Here is a 13,066-nt window from a genome sequence, read left to right on the forward strand (position 1 = left end):
AGTGAGATTGTTGCCCGGTGGACTTCTGGACTCGATTTGCCCGAATAGTCAGCTCACGACGCTCGTGGGCCCTGTCGCTTGCCGTGATCGTTCTCTCCGTCGCCTTCATGGGCCTCGTGGGCGAGAACGACTCAGCCGGGCAAGCCCCTTCCTCGGTGCCACCCGAAGCGGATTCCGCGCAGGTCACCGAACTACTCGACCAATTCCCGGGGTCGGAGACCGCGCCGGTCATCCTCGTGGTGAGCCGCATCGACGACGGTGTCCTGACCCCGGCCGACACCGATGCCGCCGCTCAGGCCCTCGCACGCCTGTCGGACACCGCGTCACCGCTGGTACCTGCGCCGGACGGCAAAGCCACCCTCGGCATCGTGCAGGTGGACAGCTCCCTGTCCGGCTTCGACCTGAACGACACCGTCACCTCGCTCCGCGACAAGGCGGTCGACGGCCTCCCCTCGGACCTCGAGGCGCAGCTCACCGGCGGGCCCGCATTCGGCGCGGACATCGCGAACTCCTTCTCCGGCGCGAACTTCACCCTGTTGGCCGTCACCGCACTCGTCGTCGCGATCCTGCTCATCGTGACCTACCGCTCCCCCATCCTGTGGCTCGTTCCACTGCTGGTCATCGGGCTCGGGGACCGCGTCGCCACGTCGGTGGGCACGGCACTGGCGGAACTGACCGGCCTGTCGTTCGACGGGTCGACGTCCGGCATCACCAGCGTGCTCGTCTTCGGCGCGGGTACCAACTATGCGCTCCTTCTCATCTCGCGCTATCGAGAGGAGCTGCGCACCCGCGACGACCACCGCGACGCACTGCGTCATGCCGTTCGCCACGCCGGGCCCGCCATTCTCGCCAGCAACGCCACCGTCGTCCTCGCGCTTCTGACGTTGTTGCTCGCAATCCTGCCCAGTACCCGCAGCCTCGGTGCCCTCGCCGCCGCGGGCCTCGTGGTCGCAGCCGTGTTCGTCCTCGTCGTTCTACCGCCACTGCTCGCACTGTGCGGACCGAAATTGTTCTGGCCGTTCATCCCCAAGGGTGAGGACAAGGACACCGCGACGACGGGTGCCTGGCACTCGGTCGCTGCCGCGGTCTCACGCCACCCGACGCGCACTGCATCCATCACACTCGTCGCGCTGATCGCTTGTGCTGCAGCACTGTTCGGCACCGGAATCGGCCTGTCCCAGACCGAGCAGTTCCGCGTCACCGCCGAATCCGTCGAGGGTTTCGACACACTCTCGGAACACTTCCCGGCCGGACTGGCCGATCCGACGACCGTCGTCGCACCCACCGACTCCGCCGAGCGCATCGAAACCGCGCTGGACGGAGCCACCTCCGTCGACTCGTTCACGCGCGGAGCGGATTCCGGGACCGGCCTGACTCAGTGGTCCGTTGTCACCGACGCCGCCCCTGCCTCGGACGACGCGTTCGCCGCCGTCGAGGAACTGCGTGCCGCGTTCGCGGACATCCCCGACGCCCTGGTGGGCGGCAGCGACGCACAGGCCCTCGACACATCCGACGCCGCCGCACGCGACCGCCTGGTCGTCGTCCCGGCGATCCTGATCGTCGTACTCGTCGTGCTGATCGCACTGCTGCGCTCGTTGATCGCGCCGTTGATACTCGTCGGCACGACGGTGCTCAGCGCCCTGGCCGCGCTCGGCGTCGGAAGCTGGTTCAGCAGCAGCGTGTTCGGATTCCCGGCGCTCGACGACAACGTTCCGCTGTACGCGTTCCTGTTCCTCGTCGCGCTCGGTGTGGACTACACGATCTTCCTCGTCACCCGCACGCGCGAGGAAGTTCCCGGTCACGGCACACGCTCGGCCATCGTTCGAGCCGTCGGCGCGACAGGTGGAGTCATCACCAGCGCCGGCATCGTGTTGGCCGCCGTGTTCTGCGTCCTCGGCGTGCTACCGCTGATCACGCTGACGCAGTTGGGCATCATCGTCGGGTTCGGCATTCTTCTCGACACGTTCGTCGTGCGCACGCTGGTCATACCGGCACTGTTCACCCTTGTCGGCCCGGGGATATGGTGGCCGAACCGAATCGATTCCAGCAGAACCGAACTGGTGGGAACAAAGGAGTGAGATTCATGAAGGTACGTGTTTCGATCGCGGCAGCAGCCTGCGTCGCAGGACTCGCCCTCGTCGGCAGCCCGGCCCAGGCCGCACCCGACACAGGATCGGCGGGATGGCAGCCACTGACCCCGATTCCGTCGCTGGACGTCGAGCGCTATCTCGGAACCTGGAACCAGGTCGCCGCGGTTCCGCAGCCGTTCAACCTCGAGTGCGCGCGCGACACCCAGGCCAACTACCAGTTGATCGATCCGGCCAACATCCGCGTCGAGAACACCTGCACCACGTGGACGGGTGAGCAGAACCGCATCGTCGGTAATGCACGGGTGAACGACACGGTGACCAATGCACAACTGCACGTGAGCTTCCCGGGCGTGCCCACGCAGGAGAACCCGGAAGGGCCGACCAACTACATCGTCGCCTACATCGCGGACGACTACTCGTGGGCGCTCGTCGGCGACCCGCTGCGTACGTCGGGCTTCATCCTCTCGCGTTCTCCCGAGGTCAGTACCGAGAAGTTCCGTGAGATCCGGGCAGTGGTCGAGTCCAAGGGATACAACTCGACGTTCATCCTGACCTCGCCCACCGCGGGCGGAGCGACGGACATCCGCCCCCTCTCCACGGTCTGACCCCCTCGGTCCGACCCCTAGGTGAGTGGAAATAAAGGCCCTGGGCCAGGAGCAGAGCCAGCGGAGCGACCAGAAGACGCTGCATTTCCACTCACACAGGTTTGTCGGCATTCAGAGCGACCTTGCGCAGTAGCGCTGCGAGAGTGCGCAGTTCGTCCTCGTCGAGCCCGTCGAGGAGTTCCTCGTCTCGCTGCAGCCGGACGGGAAATACCCGGTCCACCAGATCGGTTCCCCGGTCGGTCAATTCGAGAAGAACCACTCGGGCATCTCGCTCGAATCGTCGGCGTTCGACCAGGCCCTCCTTGACCAATCGCTCGGAGATCTTCGTCGTCGACGCCCCGCTGAGAAGCGTGACCGATGTGACCTCGCTGGCGCGGAGCGGCCGTCCAGCCCGTCGCAACGCGCTCATCACGTCGAATTCGGCGCGCGAGACCCCGACGGGAGCAAGTGTGGCGTCGAGCAGGTGGCTGGCCCGCGAGGCGATCCGACCCACACGAGCGAGAACCTCGATCGCGGAGGTGTCGACGTCGGGGAAAGTGGCCGTCCACTCTCGCCTGACCTCGTCGACGAAGTCCCCACCTGATCGCTGCGCCGGAATCATGACTTCACCCTACGGCGAGGATCACACCGACACGCGGTTTATTTTACTAGTGAAATATCTGTAGGCTCGACTCCGTGCTTCTCGACCGAATCGACCACACTCGTTCCGCCCTCGCCCATGCCGTGGCGGTCAGCACCTGGCGCCAGGCACTGACCGTCGGGAAGGCCGACGCGACCGTCGCGCCCGCCGTGCGCGTCGGGCTCGCCGTGGCGATCGTCCTGCTGGGAGGCGGCATCCTCGGACGCCACGACCTCGCGGGATTCGCTGCGCTCGGAGCGCTGTGCTCGGCCTTCGGCCGGTACGAGCCGTATCCACGCCGGGCCGGAAAGATCGCGCTCGTCGGGGCGCTCATCGTCGTGTACGCGACGCTGGGCGCCGCACTCGGAGCAGCAACGACGTCGGCGATCATCCAGGTGCTGGCCATCTCCGTCGCGGCCGGTGTGGCGGCTTTGCTGCTCACGGCGTTCGCGATCACCGGTCCCGGTGCGGTCGTTCTCATCTTCGCCGCGACCGCAGCCGTCGGCTTCTCGCACGCGGTCGGTGACCTCGGGACTGTCTTCGTGTCCGTCGCCATCGGCGCTGTCGTCGGGTGGACGCTGTCGATGGCCCCGGCGATCCTGCATCCGACGGGTCCCTCGCAGCTCGCCGTCGCCCGAGCCCTCGCCGCACTCGACCGTCGGGATGCACCCGGCGCGCGAGCCGCGATCGCCCGCGCCCGGACCGTCGTCGCGCTCGATCCCGGAGACCGCGAGCATCGGCACGGTCTGACCACACTTCTCGACGACGCCGACGCGGTGCTCGACGCGTGGAGCCGCGGTGAGGATCCGTCGCACGCCGCCGAGGTTCTGGCCCACGAACGGCACCTGCGCAGAATGCGTCGCTACCGCGTTCCGACGGCAGGCGAGTTCTCCGCCGAGTCGCCGACGCACCCGACACCACGGAATTTTTTCGCCGAGGGCGTGACCCAGGCGGCGTCGACACCGATCGTGCGGAGCGCCGTGCGCATCACCGTCGCCGCCGCGCTGGCTGCCCTGTGCGCGACTGCGCTCGGGTTCGAGCACCCACTGTGGGCCACCATGGGTGCGATGGCCGCCATGCACGGGATCGATTACCGCACCACGGTTCAGCGCGGGATCCAGCGGTTGTTGGGGAACGTCGGCGGTGCCGTGATCGCCGCGGTGCTCATCGCGTCGTCACTCGGGTACTGGGAGACCGTGGTGGTGATCGTCGTGATGCAGGTCGCCGCCGAACTTCTGGTGATGAAGAACTACGCGCTGACCTCGCTGGCGATCACTCCGATGGCGTTGCTCATGACCGGTCTGGCCGGGCACCTGAGCCCCTCGGTGTCCGTGAGCCGGATCGGGGACACGCTCGTCGGGGTGGTCATCGGGATCTGCGTTGCAGCCCTGACGGTGGAACGGGCGGACCGCCACCACCTGGTCTGACGGTCCGCCCGGCTTCCCTTCCGTCCTACCGTCAGCCGAGAACGGACGCGACGGGAGTCGACGCACGGCCGATCAGCTTCTGGAGGTCGCCCGAGTCCGTGTCGAGCTCGCCGCGCGCGATTCCCGCGTCGGCACTCGACAGCATCTCGGCGACGAAGCCGGGCAGGCCCGCTCCTTCGAGGACGCCCTTGTACTCGTCCTCCGACACGTTCTTGTACTCGACCGGCTTGCCGGACACCTGCGTGAACACGGCGGCGAGCTCGGCGTAGGTGAGCCGCTCGTCTCCGCCCAGTTCGTAGACCTTGCCGCCCTGATCCGCGGCGAGGAGCACCTCCACCGCAGCGGCTGCGAAGTCCGCGCGCGACGCGGCCGCGAGCTTGCCCTCGCCCGCTGCGCCCAGCAGTACACCGCTGTCGGCTGCCTGCTGCAGTGCGCCGAGGTAGTTCTCCCAGTACCAGCCGTTGCGCAGCACGACGGTGGGGATCGAGGACTCGGCCAGGCGGTTCTCGGTCGCGAGGTGTTCGGGTGCGAGGCTCAGTCCGGACGTGTCCGCCTTCAGCAACGAGGTGTACGCGATGAGCGACACGCCTGCAGCCTCGGCTGCGCCGATGACGTTCTCGTGCTGCGCGATGCGCCGGCCGACGTCCGACCCCGAAACCAGCAGAAGCTTGTCGACGCCCGCGAGCGCTGCCTTCAGCGCGTCGGTGTCGGCGTAATCGGCGACGCGCACCTGGACTCCCCGGTCTGCGAGCGACTGCGCCTTGGCTGCATCGCGGACGACGGCGACGATGTCGCCCGCGGCCGTGCCACGTTCGATCAGGCCGTCGACGACGAGTGCGCCGAGGTGTCCGGTTGCGCCGGTAACTGCTGTGGTCATGATTTGTTCCTCCGGTTGTCGGTGTTCGTCGACCACTATGCACTTACTTTTTCGACAGTGCAACATTTTTATGCAGCGCTAATCCATCTGCATGCGCTACCCTGGACTACATGAGCGAACAGGACCCGACCCTCGAGGCCGATGTCTTCGCGCGGGGCTGCCACTCACGTGAAGCACTGCAGAACGTCACCAGCCGCTGGGGCATCCTCGCGCTCGCCGCTCTGTCCGAAGGCGACTACAGGTTCAACGCCCTTCGGCGACGGGTCGACGGAGTCAGCGAGCGCATGCTGTCCCAGACGCTGCAGACCCTCGAACGCGACGGATTCGTCCTGCGTACGGTCCTGGAATCGATCCCGCCGAAGGTCGAATACAGCCTCACCCCACTCGGCCGCTCCGTCGCGGATCGACTGGTCGGCCTGATCGAGTTGGTCGAATCCAATCTCCCCGCCGTTCTCGACGCTCGCGCGCAGCACGACGCTCGCTGAGCGATTTGCGCGCCTGAAAGAAGCAGCGGCTATAGCGTGTCACCGGTGACCTCGCATCCGTCAAGAAGAACATTCCTTGCTGCAGCCGGCGTGGCAACTCTGGCGACTGCAACGCGCGAATCGACATCCGCATGGGCGTCGCCCGCCGGACTGCATGTCGGTCGCGGAATCGGCGACATGACGGGTGAGCCCTTCGGCGCAGGCATGAACGGCTATGCGGTACTGGAACAATCGAGCGCAGGCCTTCATCTACGGCAGCGCGCGCGGGCATTCGTCTTCGTCGACCCGGCGTCGGACACTCGCCTGGTACACGTGACGTGCGAGGTCGGGTTGATGTTCGAGAGCATCCTCGAAGCGGTGCTCACTCGGCTCGACGCTCGGTACGGGCACCTCTACCATCGCGGGAACGTCCTGCTGTCGGCCACCCACACCCACGCTGCACCCGGCGGTACCGACGGGCACCTCCTCGTGGACATCACCACACTCGGATTCCGTCCGATCACGTTCGAGGCCAACGTCTCCGGCATCGTCGACGCGATCACGCGGGCACACGCCGACATTCAGCCCTCGGATGTCGTCGTCACCGCATCCTCCCTGACCGATGCCGGAGTGAACCGTTCGCCGCAGGCGTTCGACAGGAACCCCGACGCCGCCGAACTGCCGGGGCGGATCGATCCACGCTCGGTGACGCTGCAGGTGTCCAGACGCGGTGAGCTCGCGGGCGTCGTCAATTGGTTTGCCACACACGGTACGTCGATGAAGGCGACCAATCTGCTGGTGAGCACCGACAACAAAGGTTACGCGGCGTGGCACTGGGAGCGTGAGGTCGCGGGCGTCGACTACCGCGATCCGTCGTTCGTCGCGGCGTTCTGCCAGAGCACACCGGGCGATGTGACACCGAACCTCGACAAGCAGCCCGGGTCCGGTCCGACGGCCGACGAGTTCGAGAACACCCGCATCATCGGCGAACGCCAATTCGATTCGGCGAGTGCGCAGATCGGCGCACCGGGCACCGCACTGCAGTCCGGCATCGAGATGCGCGGAACGTACGTCGACTTCGCGTCCGTCACGGTACGACCGGAGTTCACCGGCGACGGCCGCACCCACACCACCAGCCCCGCGGCCCTCGGTGCCGCCTTCGCCGCGTCCAGCCAGGAGGACGGTGGCGGCCTGCCGGAGCTCGGACTGCAGGAGGGCGAGCGCGGCGGCAATCCTGCTCTGGCAGCGATCGGTTCGGTTGTCGTGCCTCAGTGGTTGCGCGACGCACACGCACCCAAGGACGTGATACTCCCCGTCGGGTTGATCCCTGGTGTCGTACAGCAGGTCCTGCCGTTTCATCTGGCACGACTGGGCGCATTCCACCTCTTCTCCTGCCCGTTCGAGCCGACGGTGATGGCCGGGTCGCGCCTGCGGACCGCGCTGGCGGACACCTTGGGAGTCGACCGCGAACTCGTCGTCGTCCAGGGCTACACCAACGGCTACGGCCACTACGTCACCACTCCGGAAGAGTACGACCAGCAGGACTACGAGGGCGGCGCCACCGCATTCGGGCGCTGGCAACTGCCCGCCACCGTGCAGATCGCGACCGAACTCGCCGTCGCTCTCCGCGACGGAACACCCGTACCGAGCGGAGAACCCCAGCGAGACCTCACCGGATCGATTCCCAACTCCCCCGGCGGACTGTCCTTCGTCGACGTGGCCGCACCCGGAACCACGTTCGGCGACGTCCTGACCCAACCGGCCGCGGCATACGGCGTCGGGCAGCGGGTGTCGGTTCGTTTTTCCGGTTCCAACCCGAACTCCGATCTACGCCGCGACGACACCTATCTCGCGATCGAGCGAGACCGAGCGGGTACGTGGACTCGCGAATACGACGACGGCGATTGGTACACGAAGATCTTCTTCGACGCCGCCGGGCCGATCACCACGACGACCGTCGAGTGGGACATACCGGCAGATCAGCCTGCGGGCTCGTATCGGGTGGTGCTCTACGGGAGCTCGCGCGATCTCGCTGGGCGTCCGACACCGTTCACCGGGGTCTCGTCGCCGTTCGAAGTCGGTTGAAGCTTGAAGTGAGACGTGTCACGTCAGCCGCGCCGAGTTGTGTCCGAGTGGAGTCACTCTCTAGTTTCTAAGCCATGCCTAATGTTGTCTACAAAAGTACGTTCGCGGCATCCCTCGTGTGCGTGGCAGTCCTGGCCGGGTGCAGCTCTCCGCAGGAAGACGAGACCTCGTCCGCCGATACTCGAACCGTGACCCACCTGTACGGCACCACGGACATTCCGGTGGACCCGCAGCGTGTCGTGGTGCTCGACGCCGGGAACGTGCTCGAGTCGGTCCTCGCTCTCGGCGTCGAACCCGTCGCGACGGTCGTTCCGAAGACGACCGGCACCTGGCCGGACTTCATCGCCGAGAAGCTTCCCGAGAACGCCGCGTCGGTGGGCGATTCCGAGGCCAACGTGGACGTGGAGAAGGTCATCGGCGCGAACCCCGACCTGATCATCGTCACCAGTGAGGACGAGTCCCAGCGGGAGTTCTACGACAACGTCTCCGGCATCGCCCCGACCGTCGCCGTCGGGGATGTCGCGAACGAGTGGAAGGAAACCCTCCGGCTGCTCGGCGATCACCTCGGCAAACAGGACGAGGCCGCCACGCTGCTGTCGGACTACGAGGCCCGCGTCGACGCGGTGCGGCAGGAACTCGGTCCCGACCCGGGCACGGCCAGCTTCGTCCGCGTGCGTTCGGACAAGTTGAACTACATGGGATACGAGGGCTCGTTCATCTGGACCACACCGAAGGCAGTCGGCTTCCGCTCGCCCGAGTACCAGGACGTCGGCACAGCGGAGGATTCGTTCTTCGAGGTCAGCCTCGAGCAGACGAATCTGCTCGACGCCGACCGTATCTTCGTCGTCACCGACGGTGCTGCGGCCGAGCCCGGCCAGTTCCTCGACACCGTCAAGTCCAACCCGCTGTTCGGCCTCCTTCAGGGACGAATCGAGTACCTGCCGTCCAACGCCTACCTGTTCGGCAGCATCATGAAAGCGAACAAGATGCTCGACGTACTGGAGTCCTGAAGCATCTCTGGACGTAATTCACGGCTCGAGCAGGGATCCGAGTATCCGTGCGGTCAGGGCGACGACGTCGTCCTGATCCGCGGTCGCCAGTTCGTCGAGCGTGCCGGCGGCCCGGCCGAGCGCGATGCCGGAGAGCGCCGCGACCGCCACCTGTGCACGTAGCCGCGGATTACCGGCACCGGCTGCGCGCAGCCGGTTCTCGAGCCCTACCGTCAGTCGTTTGTCCACCCGCTCGGCTGCGGTCGCCTGCACGTCCGGGTCGTCGTGCTTGCCTACGACGGCATGCAGAACCGGTCCGGGTCCGAGGCGAGCGACCCTCCTGATCGTGTCCTCGATGCGCGACGGATCGGCGATGTCGGCGAGGTCCGGGCCTGTGTCGTCGGTGGGGAGGGTCGCGAGGTACAGCGCCGCCTTGTTGCCGAAGTATCGTGCAACGAGCGCCGGGTCGACGCCTGCACGATCGCCGATGTCACGCAGGGTCGTTTTCTGAAATCCCCTCTGCCCGAACAGCTCGGCCGCGGCAGCCAGCAAATCCGCCCTGGTACGCGCCGAATTCCTGCTTCGCCCCTCAGATCCCATGACGTACCTCGAGATCACCGCGTGGGCTGCCGTTCGCCTTCGGTGTTCGAGACGCTCGCCGACGGGCGTAGGGCAGCACCGTTGCCAACAGTGCCGTGACGAGCCACAGGACGGCTCCGACGACGATGATGGCCTCGTATCCGTCGGCCGTCGGGTACAGGGTGTCCGGCACCGTGTACGCCGCCAGAACCGTTGCACTGACCGCACTTCCGATGGCACCGCCCACCGTGCGCGTGACCTGGTTGACGCCGAGGGCGCTGCCGGTCTCGTGCTGTGGAACGGCACTGACGATGAGTGCAGGCATGGCGGCGAACGTGAAGCCGACACCCAGACCGGCGATGCCCATCACCGCGAACACGATCCACAGTTCCGAGCGACCGACGAGGAAGACGACGAGCGCGGCGACGAATGCCAGTGCACCGATGGGCATGATCAGGTTCTTCGGCAGGACCCTGCTCGCTGCGGGCAGCAGACGGTTGGCGGCGACACTGGCCAGCGAGAACGGCACCAGGACGAGTCCGGCGACCATGGCCGACCGACCGAGGCCGTACCCGGTGTCGGTGGGGGTCTGCACCAGCCGGATGACCGTCGAGGACAGCACGAACATGCCGATGCCTGCCAGCAGCCCGGTGACGTCGGCGGTGAGTACGGACCGGTTCCGCAGCAGTCGAAGCTGGACGATGGGGTGCGGCGTGCGCAGTTCGTGGCGAGCCCACAGGGCGAGGGTGCCGGCGGCGGCTGCGAACGAACCGACGAGCAGCGGTGAGCCCCAACCCCACTGCCCACCGAGGCTGATCGCGAGGAGCAGGAACGTCAGGCCTGCGCCCAGCACGAGGGCGCCCGTCACGTCGAGCCGGTGCCGCGTCAGGTGCCCGCTGCTCGGTACGACGACGACGGCCGACACGAGAACCAGCGCCGACGCCAGTGCGGCCACGACGAAGCACGCGTGAAATCCCCAGACATGGGCGATGACGCCGGTCAACGGATATCCGAGGCCGATACCGGCGACGGCGGTCACCGACAGTGCCGCGACACACGAGCGGGCCCGCGGCGGGTCCAGGTGGTCGCGGGCGATGGCCATGGCCAGAGGCATCAGGCCGAGCCCGATTCCTTGTAGACCACGCCCGACGATCAGTAGGGCGAAGTTACCGGGGACGGCCGCGAAGATGCATCCCAGCAGGACCACGGCCAGGGCACCGATCAGCACTTCCCGACGCCTGGGCCCGTCGCCGAGCCGTCCGAGTACGGGAACCGTCACGGCGCCGGTGAGCATGGTGATGGTCAACGACCACTGGGCTCCGGTGAAGGACACGCCGTACGTCTCGGCCACCGTCGGGATGAGCGGTGCACCGACACTGCTGACGACAGCCACGATGGTGCAGATCGCGATCAGGACAGGTACGAGCAGTCGGCTGCGCGTACCGACTGGGGCATCGCGTATGTCACCGGTCGATGTCATCGGCTGATGATAAGCGACTTCCTCTTTCATCACCCAATCGACAGAAGTGACGGTCAGCCCACGAGGGCGTCGTCTCGCTGCTTCTTGCGCTCGGACCGCGCCCTGACCGCCAGGTACGCCTTGGCCCCGAACGGCGCGGCGAACAGCATGATGACCAACCGAATCACCTGCACCGCCGCCACGAACGTGACGTTGGCGCCACTGGCAGCGGACACGGCCAGTACCGCCGACAGACCACCCGGCGTCGTCGCGAGGTATCCCTCGAGCAGACTGATCCCGGTCAGGTGGGACAGCAGGAGGCCCAGCAGCGCGCAGACGACGCCGAGGATCACGATGAGCAGGATCGCCCACGGCAACACCCGGCCGACCGCCCGCACACTCTCACCGGTGAAAGCGAGGCCCGCCTGCCAACCGATCAGCACGAACGCGATCGGCAGCAGGACCATCGGCGCGGACACCGAGTCGATCCACCCCGACAACTCCAGCGCGCCCGACGCCACCAGCGGCCCGAGCGTGGCAGGCGCGGGCAACCTGATCAGGCGGGCACCCCCGATTCCGACGACGATGCACCCGAGCACCACCAGAAGGTCCACGTAGAGCGGGCTACCGTCACCCGAACCCAGCGCGCCGCCCGACGAGCCGGCACCGAACACGAGCGTCGCAACCAACGGCATGGTGACGATGATCAGACCGACGCGGACGTACTGCACGACGGCGACGATCCGCTCGTCACCACCGAGTTCTCGGGCGATCGCGACGAGGCCCTGAGCACCCCCGGCGATCATCGACAGTGCGCCGGTCAGCACGTCGACGTCGCGGTGGGCGCCGAGTAGCACTCCGGCGCCGACACTGACGATCAACGTGGCAAGACATACGGCAAGCGCCGGAAGCCAGTTCGCCCCGAGCGCGGACAGCGTCTCCGTGTCGATCATGAATCCGATGCTGACCGCCAGAATGCCCTGCGCTGCCATACCCGCAGGCCTCGGCACTTTACTGGGTCCGTACCCCCTCACCGCGAACACGGCCGCGACGACGAGCGAGGCGAACAACGGTGCTGCCGACAGCTTGGCCACGGCCAGAACCGCCCACACCACCCCGGTGGCGAGTACGAGGCCCACCCACAGCCTCACAGCTCGCTGCAGCGTGTACCCAAGTTTTCGCACACGCTAAGCCTACTCTTATCATTGGGACGCACATAATCGATTCGAAGGCTGTTAAAGGTACGTACACCCTTACCAAGAACGGGGTCGGAACGCATGAGCATCGACAACATCGCCATCAAACCTGCCGGCGCGGAGGTGAGTCCGCCGCACGCGACCGAGCTGCGCGAGGCGATGCTCGCCCTGACACGCAGGCTCCGACGCCAACGCCCCCGGCACTACCTCACGCCGAGCCAGATGCAGGTGCTCGGCGACGTGGAACGCAGCGGAGGGTCCAGCGCACCCGTCGACCTCGCCGCGATGCAAGGCGTGCGGATCCAATCCCTCACCAGCAACCTGAATGCACTCGAGGCCGAAGGGTTCATCACCCGAAGCCCCGATCCCGGCGACCGTCGGCGCCTGCTGATTCGCATCACCGACTCCGGCACCGAACTCGTCGCAGCGGACCGCGAACAGCGCGACAGTTGGCTCGCCGACGCTATGAGCGAGGAACTGACCCAACTGGAACGCGATGTCCTGCACCTCGCCGCCCCGATCCTGTGGAAGCTGGCCAGAAGTCCCGAGCCCCTCGTCCGACAACCCTGACCGGATCTCGGGGACGTTCCGCGGGCTCCACGTCGCACGTTGACCACGGGCCCGGCGTGGGGAAACATGAACGTCGATGCCCGCCACCGTGCGCCGCGTGCGGCGC

General features: G+C 66.9%; 12 protein-coding genes. 7 read left to right on the top strand and 5 right to left on the bottom strand.

All coding sequences use genetic code 11. The features are described 5' to 3' along the window. The first annotated feature begins 83 nt into the window (after positions 1-83). Positions 84-2,078, top strand: a complete 1,995-nt coding sequence (locus CH289_RS10525) for an MMPL family transporter (protein WP_019663676.1) — start codon at positions 84-86, stop codon at positions 2,076-2,078. 5 nt (positions 2,079-2,083) lie between these two features. Further along, the gene (locus CH289_RS10530; protein ID WP_026347535.1) at positions 2,084-2,695 is read left to right on the top strand and encodes a lipocalin family protein; all 612 of its coding nucleotides are present in this window, start codon (positions 2,084-2,086) and stop codon (positions 2,693-2,695) included. Positions 2,696-2,786: 91 nt separating this feature from the next. On the opposite strand, the gene CH289_RS10535 is transcribed toward CH289_RS10530, so the two are convergent. Then, positions 2,787-3,296 carry a MarR family winged helix-turn-helix transcriptional regulator gene (locus CH289_RS10535; protein WP_019663678.1) on the bottom strand — a complete coding sequence of 170 codons (510 nt, stop codon included), beginning with the start codon at positions 3,294-3,296 and terminating at the stop codon, positions 2,787-2,789. 74 nt (positions 3,297-3,370) lie between these two features. Here CH289_RS10535 and CH289_RS10540 point away from each other — a divergent pair, with 74 nt between their 5' ends. After that, positions 3,371-4,741: an FUSC family protein gene (locus tag CH289_RS10540; protein WP_037184718.1), complete on the top strand. Its 1,371-nt coding sequence runs from the start codon at positions 3,371-3,373 to the stop codon at positions 4,739-4,741. 31 nt (positions 4,742-4,772) lie between these two features. Here CH289_RS10540 and CH289_RS10545 read toward each other — a convergent pair whose 3' ends face one another. Continuing rightward, entirely contained in the window at positions 4,773-5,618 is an 846-nt protein-coding gene (locus CH289_RS10545; protein WP_026347536.1) for an SDR family oxidoreductase, read from the bottom strand. A 110-nt stretch (positions 5,619-5,728) separates the two neighbouring features. On the opposite strand from CH289_RS10545, the gene CH289_RS10550 reads away from it, so the two are divergent. The 3 genes from CH289_RS10550 to CH289_RS10560 all read left to right on the top strand — a co-directional run bounded on the left by CH289_RS10550 (position 5,729) and on the right by CH289_RS10560 (position 9,177). After that, the gene (locus CH289_RS10550) at positions 5,729-6,103 is read left to right on the top strand and encodes a winged helix-turn-helix transcriptional regulator (protein ID WP_019663681.1); all 375 of its coding nucleotides are present in this window, start codon (positions 5,729-5,731) and stop codon (positions 6,101-6,103) included. Positions 6,104-6,148: 45 nt separating this feature from the next. Next, positions 6,149-8,167: a neutral/alkaline non-lysosomal ceramidase N-terminal domain-containing protein gene (locus CH289_RS10555; RefSeq protein ID WP_306427520.1), complete on the top strand. Its 2,019-nt coding sequence runs from the start codon at positions 6,149-6,151 to the stop codon at positions 8,165-8,167. A gap of 74 nt (positions 8,168-8,241) precedes the next feature. After that, positions 8,242-9,177, top strand: a complete 936-nt coding sequence (locus CH289_RS10560; RefSeq protein ID WP_051104815.1) for an ABC transporter substrate-binding protein — start codon at positions 8,242-8,244, stop codon at positions 9,175-9,177. An 18-nt stretch (positions 9,178-9,195) separates the two neighbouring features. Here the strand turns inward: CH289_RS10560 and CH289_RS10565 are convergent, their stop codons facing one another. The 3 genes from CH289_RS10565 to CH289_RS10575 are packed head-to-tail and all read right to left on the bottom strand — an operon-like array spanning position 9,196 to position 12,378. Then, positions 9,196-9,756, bottom strand: a complete 561-nt coding sequence (locus CH289_RS10565) for a TetR/AcrR family transcriptional regulator (RefSeq protein WP_026347538.1) — start codon at positions 9,754-9,756, stop codon at positions 9,196-9,198. Then, positions 9,746-11,215 carry an MFS transporter gene (locus CH289_RS10570; protein ID WP_255182838.1) on the bottom strand — a complete coding sequence of 490 codons (1,470 nt, stop codon included), beginning with the start codon at positions 11,213-11,215 and terminating at the stop codon, positions 9,746-9,748. The genes CH289_RS10565 and CH289_RS10570 overlap by 11 nt, the downstream gene beginning before the upstream one ends. Positions 11,216-11,268: 53 nt before the next feature. Beyond that, positions 11,269-12,378: an AbrB family transcriptional regulator gene (locus CH289_RS10575; protein WP_026347539.1), complete on the bottom strand. Its 1,110-nt coding sequence runs from the start codon at positions 12,376-12,378 to the stop codon at positions 11,269-11,271. Between the two features lie 93 nt (positions 12,379-12,471). Between CH289_RS10575 and CH289_RS10580 the strand changes: the two genes are divergently transcribed. Next, positions 12,472-12,960, top strand: coding sequence for a MarR family winged helix-turn-helix transcriptional regulator (locus CH289_RS10580; RefSeq protein ID WP_019663687.1), 489 nt, complete (start codon positions 12,472-12,474; stop codon positions 12,958-12,960). Positions 12,961-13,066 lie beyond the last annotated feature (106 nt).

Source organism: Rhodococcus sp. RS1C4, from assembly GCF_002258225.1.
Classification (GTDB): domain Bacteria; phylum Actinomycetota; class Actinomycetes; order Mycobacteriales; family Mycobacteriaceae; genus Rhodococcoides; species Rhodococcoides fascians_E.

Coding starts and splice junctions, on each gene's coding strand:
- CH289_RS10580 (WP_019663687.1), top strand. CDS start 12,472: ATGAGCATCGACAACATCGCCATCAAACCTGCCGGCGCGGAGGTGAGT.
- CH289_RS10530 (WP_026347535.1), top strand. CDS start 2,084: ATGAAGGTACGTGTTTCGATCGCGGCAGCAGCCTGCGTCGCAGGACTC.
- CH289_RS10560 (WP_051104815.1), top strand. CDS start 8,242: ATGCCTAATGTTGTCTACAAAAGTACGTTCGCGGCATCCCTCGTGTGC.
- CH289_RS10570 (WP_255182838.1), bottom strand. CDS start 11,215: ATGACATCGACCGGTGACATACGCGATGCCCCAGTCGGTACGCGCAGC.
- CH289_RS10550 (WP_019663681.1), top strand. CDS start 5,729: ATGAGCGAACAGGACCCGACCCTCGAGGCCGATGTCTTCGCGCGGGGC.
- CH289_RS10565 (WP_026347538.1), bottom strand. CDS start 9,756: ATGGGATCTGAGGGGCGAAGCAGGAATTCGGCGCGTACCAGGGCGGAT.
- CH289_RS10545 (WP_026347536.1), bottom strand. CDS start 5,618: ATGACCACAGCAGTTACCGGCGCAACCGGACACCTCGGCGCACTCGTC.
- CH289_RS10535 (WP_019663678.1), bottom strand. CDS start 3,296: ATGATTCCGGCGCAGCGATCAGGTGGGGACTTCGTCGACGAGGTCAGG.